Below are 17,243 nucleotides of genomic sequence, written 5' to 3'. Positions count from 1 at the left end.
CAGCGCCATTGACCTTTTCAGGAAGGCACCGCCAATGTGGCGATGAAGATTGTCTCTGGGGCACTGATCGATGACGGACTGGATAAGCCTGGCGCACGACGCTTGCGGAGCGGCAAAGAATTTTGCCGCGGCGGCGCGTGTTGCGACCCTTGCGGAGGTGCAAGGTGCGGATGAGGGCCGGATCGAGGCGGCACTTGTCGAGCGCCACCAGCGCCGCGTGCATGGCTTTGCCTGGATCGGAACGACCGTGGCGGCGCTCGAGGCCACTGCGGACTGGGCCTCACGTTCGCGCAAGGCGGGACGGTTCGGCGCGATCGAGGAACTGGTTCTGCGGATCGGCTTTGGCGAATACCTCAACCAGCTCGCCGCTTCGGTCCCGATGAGCCAGAACGAATTCGTCCGTCCGGCCGAACTCGGCGTCGCCGAGGCTGCCGATACCCTGCGGGCGTCACCTGCGGTCGCACAGTTCATGGTGGCAGGAAACACGGCGGAAAGCCGCGCGGATCTGGCCGCACTGCTGGCTGACTGCGGTCGTCCGGACGAGACCTTCGATGACGAGACGCTGGATATGATCCGCGAGCAGTTTCGCAGCTTCACCGCCGACAGGATCGCTCCCAACGCGCACAAATGGCATCTCGCCGACGCGTTGATCCCGATCGAGGTGGTCGAGGAAATGGCTGCGCTCGGGGTGTTCGGCGTCTGCATTGCCGAAGAATTCGGAGGCCTCGGCCTTGGCAAGACCGCCATGTGCCTCGTCTCGGAAGAACTGTCGCGCGGCTGGATATGCGCGGGATCGCTGGGCACCCGCTCGGAGATCGCCGGTGAACTGATCGGGGAGAACGGCACGGCCGAACAGAAGGCGAAATACCTGCCGAGGATTGCCGACGGTTCGATCCTGCCCACTGCCGTATTCACCGAACCCGACACCGGCTCCGACCTTGCATCGGTGCGCACACGAGCGCGAAAGTCCGATGACGGAAGCTGGCGCATCGACGGGGCGAAGAACTGGATCACCCATGCGGCCCGTGCCGACCTGATGACGGTCCTGTGCCGCACCGACGCGGACACGCCCGGGTATGGCGGCCTGTCCATGCTGTTGGCCGAAAAGACCCGCGGCACCGATGCGGAGCCGTTCCCCGATCCCGGCATCGACGGCAGCGAGATCGAGGTGCTCGGTTATCGCGGGATGAAGGAATACGCGATCGGCTTCGACGGTTTCGCCGTGGGCCATGACGGCCTGCTGGGCGGGGCGGAAGGGCAGGGCTTCAAGCAGCTCATGCGCACCTTCGAGGGTGCCCGCATCCAGACTGCGGCGCGCGCCATCGGGGTGGCGTGGAATGCCTTCGACCTCGGCATGGCGTACGCGCTCGATCGCAAGCAGTTTGGCAAGCCGCTGATCGGCTTCCCGCGGGTCTCCGACAAGCTGGCACTGATGGCCGCAGAACTGGTGATGGCGCGGGAGCTGACCTATTCCGCCGCGCGTCACAAGGACAAAGGCGAGCGGTGCGACATCGAGGCGGGGATGGCCAAGTTGCTGGCGGCGCGGGTCGCCTGGAGCAATGCCGACAACGCGCTGCAGATCCATGGCGGCAACGGCTATGCGTTGGAATACGAGATCAGCCGCGTGCTGTGCGACGCCCGCATTCTCAATATTTTCGAAGGTGCCGGCGAAATCCAGGCGCAGGTGATCGGACGGGGGCTACTGGCAGGGCAGGGCTAGGCTGCGGGCCGCTGGCGCAAGCCCTGCCATAGCAATCTACTTCGTCGGCTTGATTTCGATCGCGAACCCGCCGGCGCGAGCCATCCGCAGGTCGATTACGCTGTCGGATGTGACCTTCTGAGTGATCACGTCCATCGCATGGCGATCGCTGCCGAGACCGTCGGCCGTGGCGCCATCGCGCCAGATCGTCGCCGTGTAGCGCTTGCCCTTGTCGAGGAAGGCGAGAAGCAGTTTGACCGCACGTTCCTTGTCGTCGGTGACGCCGCCGACATACCAGGCGTGCGAATTGCGATCCTGCCGGGCAATGATAGCGTATTCGCCGACCGCACCCTCGATCAGCTTGCTCTCGCTCCAGTCGGCGGGGACCCGTTTCACGAAGTCGAGCGCCTTGGGCCATTTCGCGAGATTTTCCGGCAGGTCGGCGGCCATCTGGATCGGCGAGTAGATCGCCACGTAATAGGCCAGCTGGCGGGCGAGGGTGCTCGGGATATCGGGCGCCGTTGCGCCCCGGCCTTCGAGCGAGAAGACGCCGGGGGTATAGTCCATGGGACCGGCGAGCAGGCGCGTGAAGATCAGCTCGGGGACATGATCCGGGGTGTTCTTCGGCACGCCCCAAGCGTCGTATTCCGCACCGCGCGCACCCTCGCGGGCGACCCAGTTGGGATAGGTACGACGCAGGCCCGTATCCTTCACCGGCTCATGCGGATTGACCGCGACATGGTGGCGGGCCGCGGTCTCGACGACCTTGATGTGGTGGCGGACATTTTCCTGACCGTCGTGCCAGACCAGCAGGTCCTTGCCCTCGGCATCGCGCGTGATGATGCCACCTGCGTCGGCGACGTAGCCGGTCTTGACGGCATCGACGCCAAGCTTCTCGTAGAGTGCCATCGCGTCTTCCAGCTGGTCTTCGTAGACCGCGATGTTCCCGCCTGTCTCGTGATGGCCGATCAGGTGCACGCCCTTCTTGCGGGCGTAATCGGTCACTGCCTTGAGGTCGAAGTCGGGATAGGCTTCGGTAAAGCTGAATTCGCGACCATTGCCGAACCAGGTGCCGTCCCAGCCCTTGTTCCAGCCTTCGATCAGCACGCCGCGAAAGCCATTCGCTGCCGCGAAGTCGATGTACTTCTTCGCATTTTCCGTGGTTGCACCATGCTTTGGACCGCTCGCCCAACTGGTCTTGTCGAGGTGCATCTCCCACCAGATTCCGATGTACTTGTGCGGCTTGAACCAGCTCACATCACCGAGCGTGTTGGGTTCGTTGAGATTGAGGATCAGGCTGCTTTCGAAGAGCCCTGCCGGACCGTCGGCAATCTGGATTGTCCGCCAGGGGGTGGTGAAGGCGCCTTCGCGAACGACCTTGGCGCCCTGCGGTGACGGGGCGAGCAGGGCGCGCAGCCGCGTGCCCTCCATACGCTTCAGCCACATGCCAGAATAGTCGACCAGCGCGGCCTCGTGGAAGGACAGGTGGGTACCGTTCGCCAGCACCATCGTCACGGGCGTATGCACCGTCGAAAGCGCCGAGATCGGAGTTCGCGAATAGAGGTATTCGTACCGGTTCCAGTCGCCGGCCGGGATCGACCATGCGGTGCCGTCGCTGGCGATGTTGAACTCGGTCAGCTCCTCGGCGATGCGGCGGACCGGTTGCGCATCGCTCTGGGGGAATTCGTAGCGGAAGCCCATTCCGTCGTCGAAAACGCGCAACCGCACGGTTACCTCGCGAGCAGTCGCATCCTTCTGGCGGAAGGTGAGGGCGATCTCGTTATGGCGGTCGGCCACCCACCGGCGTTCGCCCCAGGGTTGCTCCCAACGGGTATCGGCTGCGTCGGCGGTCACCGCAACGACTTCGAAATTGCGGCGCATCGGGTCGGCATCGGTAAACGTGAAGCCAAGGGTCGACTTGGCGATCACGGGGGTGCCGTCGCGGACGACCTCGTAGAAAGGGATGCCCTCGCCGTCGGTGTCGAGTGTAACCACGGTACGACCGTCGGGCGAGGACACCGTCTCCGCCTGCACAGCCGCGGCCGGGAGGAAGGTGGCCGCGATGAAAAGCAGGAAGAGACGGATCACGTTAAAGCTCCAGAATAAGGGCGGAGAATGGGGGCAGGGCATCGAACGACGCCCCGTTTTCGGCAGCAAGAACCTTGCCGGTTGCAGCAACCGTCAGGGTGTTGCGGCCGAGGTTGAACAGGCAGCGGATACGCTGGCTGCCGACCGCCCGAACCAGTTCAAGGAGGTCACCCTCGGCACGGCAGCTTGCGACTGCGCCGTGATGGAGGGCCGGGTTCGCATTGCGCAGGGCAATCGCTGCGCGCGTGGCTTTCAGGAGCGAACCGTCGTCGGCTTCCTGCGCCTCGACCGAGCGCGCGCGGTTCTCTTCACCAACCGGAAGCCAGGGCTCTTGCGATCCGAAGCTGGCATCGACGGCACCCGTCCACGGCATCGGGGTGCGCGCTCCGTCGCGGCTGAGTGTCAGCGGCCAGTTCGCAATGGCTTCGGGATCGTGGAGTTGCTCGAAGGGGATGTCGACCTGCGTCAGCCCCAGTTCCTCGCCCTGGTAGAGAATGATGTTGCCGCGCAAGGAGGCCAGCAACAGGATCTTCATCCGTGCCGCCGCGTCACGTTCGTCCTCCTTCCACCAACGGCTGATAGCGCGGGGGGCATCGTGGTTCTCGAAGGCCCAGCTCGGCCAGCCGACGCCTTCTTCATCCGGCCACTGCGCAAGGGCGCCGCAGACGAGTCCGGGCGTCAGCCTGTCGGCATAAAGGAAGTTGAATCCGTACGCGGAGTTCAGATGGGTCTCGCCTTCGGTGAACGCCTTCATTTCGGCTTCGGCCTCGTCCCCGCCGACTTCAGCGACCGTGAAAACCGCCTCGTATTCGTCGGTTAGCGCACGAATGCGTTCGATGAAGCCGGGAATTGCCGGATGGCTCTGGTTGAATTTCTTCAGCTGGAAATCGAACGGACGAGTGCGCGGCTTGTCGCTGGCAGGTGCCGGCGGATTGTCGCGCAATTCGGGATCGTGCATCGCGAAGTTGAGCGCATCGATGCGGAAGCCGTCCACTCCCCGATCCAGCCAGAAGCGCATGACATCCAGCACCGCGTCCTGAGCCTCGCGATTGTGCAGGTTGAGTTGCGGCTGCGAATTCAGGAAATTGTGCATGTAGTACTGGCCGCGTCGGGCGTCCCACGTCCACGCGGGACCCCCGAACACGGATTGCCAGTTAGACGGAGGCGACCCGTCGGGCTTGGCGTCTGCCCAGACATACCAGTCATTCTTCGGATTGGTTCTGTCGGAGCGGCTTTCGGCGAACCATGGATGTTCGTCGGAAGTGTGCGAGTAGACCTGGTCGATCAGCACCTTGAGACCGAGCTCATGGGCGCGTGCGACCAGAGCGTCGAAGTCTGCGAGCGTGCCGAAGATCGGATCGACGTCGCAATAGTCGGCGACGTCATATCCGAAGTCCTTCATCGGCGAGACGAAGAAAGGCGAAATCCAGATCGCATCGACGCCAAGTGTGGCGATGTGCGGCAGTCGCTGGGTGATGCCGGGCAGGTCGCCGATGCCGTCGCCGTTCGAGTCCATATAGCTGCGCGGATAGATCTGGTAGATCGCCGCTCCCTTCCACCATGGGCGCGTGCCGGCCTCGGCGTTTTCCATCGAAAGGGCGGAAAAGCGGTTCACTCGGCCGTCTCCGATACCCGGCAAAGTGCCCAACCGAAGGCAGGCAGGTTGAAGGCCGCACTTCCCGGAGCAGTCACTGCCGCCGGGCAGCTGCCAGACAAGCTTTCGAAGGCTCGAGCATCATATCCGAGAGTGACGTTCGCGCTGCGGGGCGCATTGCCGGTGTTGAACACTGCAAGATATTCGTCGCCGTTCACCGGATCGAAGCGACTGACTGCAAAAATCCCCGGGGTCTGCTCGTAATGGCGAACCACCTGTTTCCCGCGGGTAAGGGCAGGATGGGCACGACGGATAAGCGAGAATTCGCGGATCAAGCGAAACAGCGGGTGACTCTCGTCGAAATTGCTCTCGGCCGTCGTCGCGTCGGTGCCGATCAGGTCGTTGTCGTTATAAACCGCAGTCTTGCTCGGCATCATGTCTTCGCGCGCGAGCTGGTCGCCCCCGTCGCCGACGAAACCCTGCTCGTCGCCGTAGTAGATCACCGGCGCACCGCGCAGGCTCAGCATCATGGCATGACCGAGCATGACCCGCTGCAGCAGTTCGTCCTGCGAAATCTCGGGCTTGTCGGCCTTGAGCAGGGTCGAGAAGCGACCCATGTCGTGGTTGCCAAGGAAGGTCGGGAGATTGCGCGCAGCATCTTCACCGCCTTCATAGAGCACGTCGCCATCGAACATGTGCGCCAGGACCACCGTGCCCCTGTCGCGGCCCAGCAGTTCGCGCATCGCCGCCTGGAAGGCGAAGTCGAGCACGGCCGGAAGTTTGTCGCGGCGAGTGTACTCCGCAATGTATCCGCTTTCGGGCACGTCCTTGTAGACCTCGCCGAACATGGTGAAGTTCGGGATGCCGTTCTCGTGCGCTACCTTCTCGATCGCGGGGACGAAGGTCTGCCAGAAGCCGGGATCGACGTGGCGCGCGGTATCGATGCGGAAGCCGTCGATGCCGAAATCGCGCACCCAGCCGGAGAAAATCTCGATCATCCCGGCGCGAACACGCGGGTGTTCAGTGAAGAGGTCGTCGAGGCCCGAGAAGTCGCCGAAACGGCTGTCTTCGCCGGTGAAGGAGCTGTTGCCGCGGTTGTGGTAGTAAACCGGGTCGTTGAGCCAGGCGGGGACCTTCACGTCCTTTTCCGACGAAGGGACGACCGGGCGATAGGCGTAATTGGGATTGGTCAGCTTGGCGAAGTTCGTCTCCCTGCTGTCCTCGTCGCCCATGAAACCAGGGTTGATCGCGGCACCGTCGGCCTTGCCGACAGTCGAATAGGGATAGTCGCCCTTGCTGCGGTATTCGAAATTGGTTTCGTCGCCATCGGCGTAGGTGATGACGTCCGCCGTGTGGTTAGTGATGATGTCCATGTAGACCTTCATCCCCTTCGCATGCGCCGCATCGACGAATGCCTTGAATTCCGCGCGCGTGCCGAAGTGACCGTCGGGACGGGTGAAATCGGTGACCCAATAGCCATGGTATCCGGCGCTCTCGTCTCCCTTGGGACCTTGCACCGGCTTGTTCTGGAAGATCGGCGCGAACCAGATTGCAGTGACGCCCAGCTTCTCGAGATAGTCGAGGCGCGAGGTCAGTCCCTTGAGGTCGCCGCCGTGGTAGAAACCCTTCGCGGTCGGATCGTACCCGGTTGCGAGACGGTCACCCTTGAAGTCGCCCTTGTCGTTGGTCCTGTCGCCGTTCTCGAAGCGGTCGGGAAGGACGAAGTAGACGATCTCTTCCGATGGCGTGCGGTCCCTCAGGCTAGGTGCCGCGATGGTCGGGGCAGCCTGGGCATGAGCGCATCCTGCAATGCCAAGGACGAGAAGGGGAAGGGCGAAACGGATCATGCGGGAACTCCAGGCGCCTGCGCTGCGCATGTTGCGGCGATGAACTCGGCGTGGGTGGGCAAACGGGCGGCATTGTTGGCCACGATCGTGCGAATGTCGCGAAGGAAGCCGGCAAGCTCCTCCTTCGTAAGGGCGTCGGCCAGGGGGTGATAGGTTTCCGGCACGATGTTCTGGCCATTCAGGACCTGGAACCAGCCCACTTCGACAAACAGTTCTTCCTGCTCGCGGAAGATGCGACCGGTCGCACGGAAGAGGTCGATCTTGTCGCGCAGCGTATCCGGCACATCCATTTCGCGGCAGCGGGTCCAGAAGGCCTCGTCGCGCTGGTTGGCGTGGTAGTGGAGGATGATGAAGTCGCGGATGCGCTCGTAATCGTATTCGATCCGGCGGTTGTAGGCATCGACATTGGCCTGCCGGAATTCCCGGTCCGGGAAATGCGAGATAAGCTTGGCGATACCGTTCTGGATCAGGTGGATGCTGGTCGATTCCAGCGGTTCGATGAAACCCGAGGACAGGCCGAGCGCGATCACGTTCGCGTTCCACGCCTTCCGCCGCATCCCTGTCTTGAACGGGATTGTGCGCGGGTCGGCCAGCGGCTTGCCCTCCACGGTCTTGAGCAGCAAGGCGGTTGCCTCGTCCTCACTAATGTACTCGGTAGAGAAGACATGGCCGTTGCCCGTGCGATGCTGCAGCGGGATCCGCCATTGCCACCCTGCAGGGTGCGCGATGGACTGGGTGTAGGGGCGGGGAGGACCGACGTTCTCGGTCGGGACCGCAATGGCACGATCGCAAAGCAGCCAGTGCGTCCAGTCTACGTAGCCCGTCTCCAGCTCCTGCTCGATCAGCAGGCCGCGGAAACCCGAACAGTCGATGAAAAGTTCACCTGCGATCTCTTCGCCGGAATCGAGCGTGATCGAACGGATGTGGCCGTTCTCCGGATTGCGTGAAACCCCCGTGATCATGCCCTCGGTCCGGGTCGCGCCGTTCTTCTCGGCGAGGCCGCGCAGGAACTTGGCGTAAAGGCCGGCATCGAAATGGAAGGCGTAGGAAATGCCATCCAGATGGGTGTTGGGGATTCGCGGAACACGGGCGAAACGCAGATTGCGGGCCGCTTCCTCGTTAAAGGAATAGTGGCCGATCGGCTCGCTGATCGCCTCTTCGCGACCGCGCAGCCAGTATTGCCAGAATTCGATCAGGTCGAGGCTTTGTCCGAGCTGGCCGAAGACGTGCATGTAGCTTTCGCCCACGCGACCCCAGTCGATGAACTCGATGCCCAGCTTGAAGCTGCCCTGGGTGGCGCAGATGAATTCGTTCTCGTCGATCCCGACGAGGCCGTTGAACAGGCGGATTGCCGGAATGGTGGCTTCGCCGACGCCGACGGTGCCGATCTGCTCGCTTTCGACAAGGCGAATGCGCAACTGTTCGCCCATCGTTGCCGACAGTGCCGCGGCGGCCATCCACCCCGCGGTCCCTCCGCCCACGATGACGACGTCGCGGATGCGACTATCGTTCACTTTCCTGCTCCCGGCCGTGGCGGCACATGTTGGCACCGCGTCGGAAAAAATGGCGGGTCCGGAGTGGTCCGGACCCGCCGCGTTGCATCAGAACTTGTAGGTGATGCCGGCCATGAAGTTCCGGCCGTAGTTCTGGTAATCGCGCACCTGGCGGATGTCGTTGTTGTAGTAGGTGATGAAGGGCTCATTGGTCAGGTTGCTGCCCTGAAGCACAACACCGAGTCCTTCAAGCATGCCATCCTGGAAGGTGTAACCGATCTGGGCGTCGATCACAGTCTCGGATCGGGCCATCACGCGATCACGCGCCAGGCTGAGGCCAGAGACTTCTGCAAGGAACTTCGAGCGATAACGGGCCGAGGCGCGTGCCTGGAAACCGTTCTTTTCGAAGTAGACCGTGCCGTTGAGCACCCACTTCGACAGACCCGGCATCGAGATCGGAGCCGCTCCGCCCTCACGTACCCGGCTGTGGGTGTAGGAACCGCTGCCGAGGACGCCGAAACCGTCAAGCGAAGACGAGAAGGTTCCGAAGGGAAGCGAGAACGAGCCTTCGAGACCTTGCAGCCTGCCGCCGCGGCCGTTCTTCCACTGGGAAACGATGCCATAGTTGAAGGTCGGCGTGACGTTGCCCGGCGTCGGATAGCCGGTGAAGTCGAAGATGTCGTTCTGGCGATAGATCCAGTTGTCGAGATACTTGTAGAACCCGCCGAGCGAGACGTAACCGCCGCGACCGAAGTACTTCTCGACGGCGACGTCGACGGTATTGGCAAGCAGCGGACGCAGCTTCGAATTGCCGACGGTACCCGACCAGGGCGAGTTGTTGATGCCGGCGCCCGGAACGTTGTTGGCGGCGTTGAAGCCGTAGCCGACGCCCGGATTGAGCTGATCCATGCGGGCACGTGCCAGCATGCGGGCCGCGCCGAAGCGGAGGTAGGCTTCGGGAGCGAACTCGAACGAGATGTTCATGCTCGGCAGGACGTGCGTATACTTGTCGCCATCCGTGATCGGCGTGGCAATGGTGCCGCCGCCGGGATTGAACGCAGCATAACCATCTGCGCTCTGATCGGTGTGGACGACCTGCACGCCGGCATTGCCGCGAACCGGGCCACTGTTGAAGTTCGCCTGGACGAAGCCGGTCAGGACCTTTTCATTGACCACATAGCTGTTGGTCAGGCGGCCCGGCGTCCACAATGCCTCGCTGGTGAGGTCGTAGTTGCCGTCGTTGTAGAAGCGCCAGCTGTCGAAGGCGACCATGCCCGGGATACCGATGAAACCGAGCGATACGGGATCAAACAGGTATTCCGACGGAACCGGCGTGTCGGCCGGATAGTCGCTGTGCGTGAGCACGAAGCCTTCGTCGATCAGCTGCTTGCGGCGGTCCGAATAGTTCGCACCGACGGTGACGGTTTCGACGAAGCTGTCGAGCGACTGGATCGCCTGAAGGCGGATCGACTGCAGACGGTCCTTGATGCGCGGACGGTTGACGAAGCCGTCCTGGCAGTTCGGGACCGTGCCGCCGCAGCTGTTCCAGCCCTGCGGGTCGGTGATGACGAAGAGGTCCGGATCCGAATAGTCGATGGTCGGATCGAAGGTGATGACGCCACCGTCCGCCGGCATGGTGAAGCCGAGGTTGTCGGTTGCGCCGACACCGCCGCCACGGCCGGTGCCGAGGTAGATTTCGAGGTTCTCTTCGGTCTTCTTCAGCTTCGAATAGCTGACGTCGAGTTCGAACTTCAGCGTGTCGCTGGCGGCGAATTCGGTGTTGAGACCGCCGGCGAAGATTTCCGACTTACGGTGCACGACGTCGTTGCGCATGACCGCTTCGACACCGTTGAACTGGCCCGAGGTCACGAGGCCGCCGCTTTCGGTATAACCGGGCTGAAGCGAGGCCGCCGACCACTGCAGCGGAAGTTCGATGCCGCGCAGGCGCTGGTCGTCGTTGAACTTCGACCAGTAACCGTCGAGCGTCGCGTGGAACTTGTCGTTGGGTTCGTACTCGAGCACGCCCATCAGGCCGTCGCGCTTGAGCTTGTTCGACTTAACGTAGGGCTTCGCACCGCCGATGACCTGGGTGTCGGCATCGAGGTTGGGGTAGCCCCAGGCGTTCCAGCGTTCTTCCTGCGTCGGCGACTGCATGCGGGCATAGCCGATGGCCCAGCCGAGCGTGCCGTCAGCGTTCTGGTCCACGTAGGAGAAGTTGGCGCGATAGCCCTTGTCCGAAATATCGGGATTGAGCTTGCCGAGGTCGTTGAGCTCGCCGCGCACGCCGATGACCAGCTGGCGCTTTGCGTAGCTCAGCGGACGGACGGTCTGCATGTCGATGGTGCCGCCCAGCGCCTGGCCGATCAGCATTGCATCCGGCGTCTTGTAGACAACGGCGCCGTTCAGCAGTTCGGAAGGGTACTGGTCGAGTTCGACGCCGCGGTTGTTGTTGGCGCTGACCTGTTCGCGGCCATTCAGCAGCGTGGTCGTGAAGTCGGGAGCGAGACCGCGGATCGAGACGACGTTTGCGCGACCGTCGAGGCGCTGCGTGGCAAGGCCAGGCAGGCGAGAGAGCGATTCGGCGATCGAGAGGTCGGGCAGCTTGCCGAGATCTTCAGCGCTGACCACTTCGACGATCGAGGTGTTGTCCTTCTTCTTCTCGACCGATGTGTCGATCGAGGCGCGGAAACCGGTGACGAGGATGACGTTGTCGTCTTCGCTTGTCGACGGGTTCGCGTCGGCGTCCTGCGCGAAGGCAGGTGTGGCCAGCGACGCCAGTGCGATGGTGACGGCGCCCATGCTGATGCCGCCGGCAAGATGCTTGCGAAATGCCATTACTTTGCTCTCCCAATTGGCCCGATCCTCAAGGGCAGTCCCCGGGCCGAATCCAAATTCCACAGGAGGCTTTCCGCCCCCCTGTTCATCGTCTGGATATGTTGGAGTGCCGCCTTCCCGATAGATGGCATACGTATACGCATTTGATGTGCCTGGGGGTGGAGTCGCCGAAATGTCACACGCCGGAACAGGCCGGGACGACCACGTTTCGCACGATTGCCAGTGACTTGCAGCCTCCCTAATGTCCCTTTCCAAGGCCTGGTAGGAAAGGCCGGGAGGAGAGTGATGGGTCGAAAGCCGACGGGTCGGCCGACCAGCTTCGATATTGCCTATGCGGCGGGTGTTTCGCAGCCCACCGTCAGCCGTGCCCTGCGCGGCGACCGCTCGGTCAGCAAGTCGACCCGCGAGAAGATCCAGCAGATCGCGCGTGACCTCAAATACACTGTCGACAAGAACGCTTCCTCGCTGCGATCGCAGCGGTCGAACACGATCGCCCTGCTGTTTTTCGAGGACCCGACGCCCGACGCCAGCATGATCAACCCGTTCTTCCTGGCCATGCTTGGCTCGATCACGCGGGCGTGTGCCGATCGCGGGTTGGACCTGCTGATCTCCTTCCAGCGGATGGAGGACGACTGGCACGTCCGCTACCAGGACAGCCACCGCGCCGACGGGCTGATCCTTCTCGGGTACGGCGACTACACCGTCTATCGCGAACGGCTGGACCAGCTGAAGGCGCAGGGCACGCACTATGCGCGTTGGGGCTCGGTATCGAGCGACACCAGCGGGGTCACGGTCGGCACCGACAATGTCGAGGCGGGCCGGCTTGCCGGGCGCCATCTCATCGAGAACGGGCGCACCCGGATCGCCTTCCTTGGCGACGCCGACGAGCACTATCCGGAGTTCGCCGGACGCTATGCGGGCTTGTGCGATGCCCTGAAGTCCGCCGGTATCGAGCACGACCCGGCGCTCCAGTTCGATGCCCTGACCACCGAAGAGGCGGGACATGCGGCAGCGAAGAAGCTGATCGCCAGTGGCGCCGCATTCGATGCGATCTTCGCCGCCAGCGATCTAATCGCGATTGGCGCGATGCGCGCGCTGGCGGAAGCCGGGAGGCGGGTTCCGCAGGACGTTGCCGTGGTCGGCTTCGACGACATTCCATCGGCCAGCCTGACCACGCCACCGCTGACCACGGTGATGCAGGATATTCGCGGGGCCGGCGAAGCGCTGGTAGAAACCCTGCTCGCCCAACTGGAAGGCGGCGAACTGCCGCTGCGCAAGCTGCCCGGACGGCTCATCGTTCGGGGATCCAGCGCCGCCGTCTAGCGCGCTTCACATTCGTATACGTCCTTGTTGCCACTGGCTCTTCGTGCGAGCCATGTCGGATTGATTGAGGACGGGCCGAAGACCCGTCGGGGATGAGGGACTGAAATGGAACAGACGCTGCGCGAAAAGCCGCGCCAGGGCTTTGCCGGGCTATGGAACATCAGCTTCGGCTTTTTCGGCATCCAGATCGGCTTCGCGCTGCAAAATGCCAACATGAGCCGCGTCTTCCAGACGCTGGGCTCCTCGATAGACGACCTCCCCGCGCTATGGGTCGCCGCGCCGCTGACCGGCCTGCTGGTCCAGCCGATCATCGGCCACCTTTCGGACCGCACCTGGAACCGGCTCGGGCGGCGCCGGCCCTACTTCCTGACCGGTGCGGTGCTGTCGGCGCTTGCCCTGCTGCTGATGCCCTTCGCTCCGACGATGGGCGCGCCGCTACTGTTTGCCGCAGCGATGCTGTGGATGCTCGATGCCAGCCTCAACATTTCGATGGAGCCGTTCCGCGCATTCGTGGGCGACATGCTTCGCGCCGACCAGCACGCGGCGGGTTATGCCGTGCAGACGGCCTTCATCGGCGCTGGCGCGGTCGTCGGCTCGATCTTTCCCTGGTTCCTCGAACAGCTCGGGGTGAGCAACCTCGCAGCTGACGGCGCGCTGCCGGACACCGTGAAATGGAGCTTCTGGGGCGGCGGCATAGCCCTCTTCGCGGCAGTCATGTGGACCATCCTGACGACGCGCGAATACAGTCCGGAAGAGCAGGCGGCGTTCGGCGGAGCCGAGGAGGCTGTCGACGAAGGCGTGACGCTGCGAGCGCTCGCTGCAAAGAGCTACGGATCGGCGATGGTCTGGATCGTGGCAGGCGTCCTCGTCGCCTTGGCGGTCGAGGCCCTGGCGCTCGAGAAGGAGGTCTTTCTCCTGGGCGGATTGCTGGCCCTTTACGGCGTTCTCAGCGCGCTCGCGATTTCCATGGCGAAGAAGGGCCGCGCAGCGAACATGCTGTCGAGCATCGTCGGCGACTTTTCCGGCATGCCCGACGTGATGAAACGCCTCGCGCTGGTGCAGTTCTTCAGCTGGTCGGCGCTGTTCATCATGTGGATTAACACGACCCCCGTGGTGACCCAGTATGTCTTCGGCAGCAGCGACACGGCCAGCGCCGTCTACAACGAGGGCGCGAACTGGGTGAATGTCCTCTTCACCGTCTACAATGGCGTGGCCGCTGTCGCCGCGCTTGCCTTGCTGCCTTGGCTGAGCCGCAAGTTCGGCCAGGTGATGACGCATTCGATCTGCCTGACGCTGGGCGCCATCGGTTTCCTGATGTTCTTCTTGGTCCGTGATGCGCAGGTCCTGCTGATGGCCGAAGTCGGGATCGGCATTGCCTGGGCGAGCATCCTCGCCATGCCCTATGCGATCCTCGCCAGTAACCTGCCGCAGGCCAAACTCGGCATTTACATGGGCCTGTTCAATATCTTCATCGTGGTCCCGCAGTTGCTCGTGGCCACGGTGATGGGCAGCATCATGAATGCCTTCTTCCCCGGCGAGCCGGTGTGGACCATGCTCTTCGCTGCGGCCTCGTGGCTGGTTGCTGCAGTCGCCATGCAGCGCGTCAAGGCCGCGCTCTGATGGGCCGCGCGTCGAGCTGGGCGCTGGTCGCCGCACTCGCGGGCTTCCTCTTCGGCTTCGACACTGCAGTCATTTCTGGGGCCGAGCAGGCCGTCCAGCGTGTCTGGTCGATGAGCGATGCGGTCCATGGACTTGCCATTTCGGCGGCGCTCTGGGGCACGGTCATCGGCGCCTTGATGGGCGGCTGGCCCGCTGACCGTTTTGGCCGCAAGCAGACGCTCATCTGGATCGGCGTGCTCTATGCGGTCTCGGCCATCGGTTCCGCGCTGGCCTGGGACCCGGTCAGCTTCATGATCTTCCGCTTGATTGGTGGCGTCGGGGTTGGTGCCAGTTCGGTCGCCGCACCCGCCTATATCGCCGAGATCGCCCCGCGCGAACAACGCGGCCGCCTTGTCGCACTGTTCCAGTTCATGATCGTCCTCGGCATCCTTGTCGCATTCGCTTCCAACTGGATGCTCGGGGGGATGGGGGACAGCGATTGGCGCTGGATGCTTGGTGCGGAAACTTTGCCGGCCATTGCCTACCTGCTGGCCACGCTGTTCATTCCCGAAAGTCCGCGATGGCTCTGCGTAAATCGCGACGAGGTGGACAAGGCACGCACCATCCTCGCCGCCATCAATCCGGCAACGGTTGACGAGACGCTGGCTGCGATACGGGCCGAGGCAAGCGAGGATGCACGCTCGATCAGCTGGGGCCGGTTTTTCGACGGGCATTTGCGACGCCCGATCATGCTCGCCTTCCTGATCGCCTTCTTCAACCAGCTCTCCGGCATCAATGCGATCATCTATTACGCACCACGCATCTTCGAGATGAGCGGCGCCGCGGCTTCGACTGCGCTGCTCGCGACCGTCGGCATCGGGGTGATCAATCTTGCCTTCACCTTCGTCGGGCTCGCGCTCATCGACCGGGCCGGACGCAAGGCGCTGATGTATCTCGGCAGTGTCGGCTACATCCTGTCGCTGTCGATGACCGCCTACGGCTTTGCGAGCGGACAGTTTGCCCTGGTTCTGCCTTTCATCTTCGCCTTCATCGCGGCCCATGCGGTGGGGCAGGGCGCAGTCATCTGGGTCTATATCTCCGAGATCTTCCCGAGCGCCGCGCGCGCCAAGGGGCAAAGCCTGGGAGCGGGTACGCATTGGGTATTCGCTGCCGGCCTCACTCTGGTCATGCCTGCGGTGCTGGCCAGCGTTTCACCCGTGACGATCTTCCTCACCTTTGCCGGAATGATGGTCCTTCAACTGCTCTGGGTGCGTTTCGCAATGGTCGAGACCCGGGGCCGCGCGCTCGAGGATGTTGCCGCGCAACTCGTCAATTCGAATCGGAGTTCTTCATCATGAAACGTCTTCTGACAGCCGCCGCTGCCGTCGCGCTCCTGGGCGGCACCGCCTATGCGATGAAGGAAAGCCCGGCGGAGCCCGCTGCGAACGATTGGGAGCCGCACAGCAAGGTCACGCTCACCCACCCCGACTGGTCGCGCAAGGCGGTGCTCTACCAGATCAACACCCGGCAGTTCACGCCGGAAGGCACCTTCAAGGCCGCGCAGGAACAATTGCCTCGGCTGAAGGAACTGGGCGTCGATATCCTGTGGCTGATGCCGATCCACCCGATCGGCAAGGAGAACCGCAAGGGTGGCCTCGGCAGCCCCTATTCGGTGCAGGACTATTACGAGGTGAACCCCGAATTCGGGACCAAGGCGGACCTCAAGGCCTTCGTCGACGAGGCGCACCGGCAGGGCTTCCACGTTATCCTCGACCTCGTGGCCAACCATACTGCGTGGGACAACCAGATGGCGAAGGACCACCCCGACTGGTACGAGAAGGACTGGAAGGGCGATTTCCGTCCCACGCCGTGGTGGGACTGGTCAGACATCATCGACCTCGACTGGTCCAAGCCGGGCGTGCGCGAGCATGTCGGCGGGGCAATGGAAATGTGGGTGCGCGACTTCGGGATCGACGGCTATCGCGCCGACGTCGCCGGTTACGTCCCGCTCGATTTCTGGGAGAAGATGCGCGGGCGGCTCGACGCGATCCGGCCGGTCTTCATGCTCGGCGAGGTCCAGCAGACCGCGTTCCACTTCGCTGCCTTCGACGCGACCTACGGCTGGGATTGGCATGTCACCTCGAAGAAGGTCGCGCATGGCGAAGGCGATGCAACCAGTTTCTACGGCTATTACGCCGAGAACGAGAGCCTCTGGCCGCGTGAGGCGATGCGCCTGACCTATATCGAGAACCACGACAGCAATGCGTGGGAAGGGACGATGAAGGAGAACTACGGCCCCGCGCTCGACGCGATGACCGTGTTGTCCTTTACCGGCCAGGGCCTGCCACTGGTGCACAACGGGATGGAAGCCTGCAATGCCAAGCGGCTCGAGTTCTTCGAGAAGGATTCGATCGACTGGAGCCAGGGTGAGGGCTGCGAATACGGAGCCCTGCTGAAGGACCTCATCGCCTTCCGCAAGGCCAACCCGGTGCTCGACAACGGGCAATGGGGCGGCGTGATGCAGAAAGTCGATACCGACAAACCGCAGCAGGTCTTCGCCTGGGCACGGCGCGACGAAAGTGGGAAGGTGCTCGCCTTCTTCAATTTCTCGAGCCAACCGGTGACATTCGAAGTCACCAGCAAGCTTGCCGACGGAACCTATCGCGAGTTCCGTGGCGGGAATGGGGTCAAGGTGGCCGCTGGCGACAGCGTGACGCTGGCGCCTTGGGCTTATCGCCTGCTCGCGGCCACCTCGGCCAGGTAAC

Annotated in this window: 10 protein-coding genes; 5 read left to right on the top strand and 5 right to left on the bottom strand. The window is 63.2% G+C overall.

Annotation, left to right across the window (positions count from 1 at the left end; genetic code table 11):
* Window positions 1-70: 70 nt before the first annotated feature.
* The gene (locus tag IRL76_RS09085) at window positions 71-1,720 is read left to right on the top strand and encodes an acyl-CoA dehydrogenase family protein (RefSeq protein ID WP_200981049.1); all 1,650 of its coding nucleotides are present in this window, start codon (window positions 71-73) and stop codon (window positions 1,718-1,720) included.
* A 36-nt stretch (window positions 1,721-1,756) separates the two neighbouring features.
* Here IRL76_RS09085 and IRL76_RS09080 read toward each other — a convergent pair whose 3' ends face one another.
* From IRL76_RS09080 to IRL76_RS09060, 5 genes are all read right to left on the bottom strand, one after another.
* Window positions 1,757-3,829 carry a glycoside hydrolase family 97 protein gene (locus tag IRL76_RS09080; protein WP_200981048.1) on the bottom strand — a complete coding sequence of 691 codons (2,073 nt, stop codon included), beginning with the start codon at window positions 3,827-3,829 and terminating at the stop codon, window positions 1,757-1,759.
* Window positions 3,789-5,378: an alpha-amylase family glycosyl hydrolase gene (locus tag IRL76_RS09075; protein WP_200984257.1), complete on the bottom strand. Its 1,590-nt coding sequence runs from the start codon at window positions 5,376-5,378 to the stop codon at window positions 3,789-3,791. The genes IRL76_RS09080 and IRL76_RS09075 overlap by 41 nt, the downstream gene beginning before the upstream one ends.
* A gap of 20 nt (window positions 5,379-5,398) precedes the next feature.
* Entirely contained in the window at window positions 5,399-7,228 is a 1,830-nt protein-coding gene (locus IRL76_RS09070; protein ID WP_200981047.1) for an alpha-amylase family glycosyl hydrolase, read from the bottom strand.
* Window positions 7,225-8,742, bottom strand: coding sequence for a tryptophan halogenase family protein (locus IRL76_RS09065; RefSeq protein ID WP_281388101.1), 1,518 nt, complete (start codon window positions 8,740-8,742; stop codon window positions 7,225-7,227). The genes IRL76_RS09070 and IRL76_RS09065 overlap by 4 nt, the downstream gene beginning before the upstream one ends.
* An 87-nt stretch (window positions 8,743-8,829) precedes the next feature.
* Window positions 8,830-11,556, bottom strand: coding sequence for a TonB-dependent receptor (locus IRL76_RS09060; RefSeq protein WP_200981046.1), 2,727 nt, complete (start codon window positions 11,554-11,556; stop codon window positions 8,830-8,832).
* Window positions 11,557-11,841: 285 nt separating this feature from the next.
* On the opposite strand from IRL76_RS09060, the gene IRL76_RS09055 reads away from it, so the two are divergent.
* The 4 genes from IRL76_RS09055 to IRL76_RS09040 all read left to right on the top strand — a co-directional run bounded on the left by IRL76_RS09055 (window position 11,842) and on the right by IRL76_RS09040 (window position 17,242).
* On the top strand, window positions 11,842-12,879 hold the full coding sequence (locus tag IRL76_RS09055; RefSeq protein WP_200981045.1) for a LacI family DNA-binding transcriptional regulator: 1,038 nt from the start codon (window positions 11,842-11,844) through the stop codon (window positions 12,877-12,879).
* Between the two features lie 105 nt (window positions 12,880-12,984).
* Window positions 12,985-14,499: an MFS transporter gene (locus IRL76_RS09050; protein WP_200981044.1), complete on the top strand. Its 1,515-nt coding sequence runs from the start codon at window positions 12,985-12,987 to the stop codon at window positions 14,497-14,499.
* The gene (locus tag IRL76_RS09045; RefSeq protein WP_246449635.1) at window positions 14,499-15,836 is read left to right on the top strand and encodes a sugar porter family MFS transporter; all 1,338 of its coding nucleotides are present in this window, start codon (window positions 14,499-14,501) and stop codon (window positions 15,834-15,836) included. The genes IRL76_RS09050 and IRL76_RS09045 overlap by 1 nt, the downstream gene beginning before the upstream one ends.
* On the top strand, window positions 15,833-17,242 hold the full coding sequence (locus IRL76_RS09040) for an alpha-amylase family glycosyl hydrolase (protein WP_200981043.1): 1,410 nt from the start codon (window positions 15,833-15,835) through the stop codon (window positions 17,240-17,242). The genes IRL76_RS09045 and IRL76_RS09040 overlap by 4 nt, the downstream gene beginning before the upstream one ends.
* Window position 17,243: the final 1 nt, after the last annotated feature.

It is taken from the genome of Qipengyuania soli (genome assembly GCF_015529805.1).
Lineage (GTDB): Bacteria > Pseudomonadota > Alphaproteobacteria > Sphingomonadales > Sphingomonadaceae > Qipengyuania > Qipengyuania soli.
The sequence above is the reverse complement of the archived record's forward strand: the minus strand, read 5'-3'. Positions and strand labels throughout refer to the sequence as shown.

What these genes read in the sequence shown, in the direction of transcription:
- IRL76_RS09075 (WP_200984257.1), bottom strand. Translation starts at nt 5,378, where the DNA reads ATGGAAAACGCCGAGGCCGGCACGCGCCCATGGTGGAAGGGAGCGGCG.
- IRL76_RS09050 (WP_200981044.1), top strand. Translation starts at nt 12,985, where the DNA reads ATGGAACAGACGCTGCGCGAAAAGCCGCGCCAGGGCTTTGCCGGGCTA.
- IRL76_RS09055 (WP_200981045.1), top strand. Translation starts at nt 11,842, where the DNA reads ATGGGTCGAAAGCCGACGGGTCGGCCGACCAGCTTCGATATTGCCTAT.
- IRL76_RS09060 (WP_200981046.1), bottom strand. Translation starts at nt 11,556, where the DNA reads ATGGCATTTCGCAAGCATCTTGCCGGCGGCATCAGCATGGGCGCCGTC.
- IRL76_RS09085 (WP_200981049.1), top strand. Translation starts at nt 71, where the DNA reads ATGACGGACTGGATAAGCCTGGCGCACGACGCTTGCGGAGCGGCAAAG.
- IRL76_RS09040 (WP_200981043.1), top strand. Translation starts at nt 15,833, where the DNA reads ATGAAACGTCTTCTGACAGCCGCCGCTGCCGTCGCGCTCCTGGGCGGC.
- IRL76_RS09080 (WP_200981048.1), bottom strand. Translation starts at nt 3,829, where the DNA reads ATGCCCTGCCCCCATTCTCCGCCCTTATTCTGGAGCTTTAACGTGATC.
- IRL76_RS09070 (WP_200981047.1), bottom strand. Translation starts at nt 7,228, where the DNA reads ATGATCCGTTTCGCCCTTCCCCTTCTCGTCCTTGGCATTGCAGGATGC.
- IRL76_RS09045 (WP_246449635.1), top strand. Translation starts at nt 14,499, where the DNA reads ATGGGCCGCGCGTCGAGCTGGGCGCTGGTCGCCGCACTCGCGGGCTTC.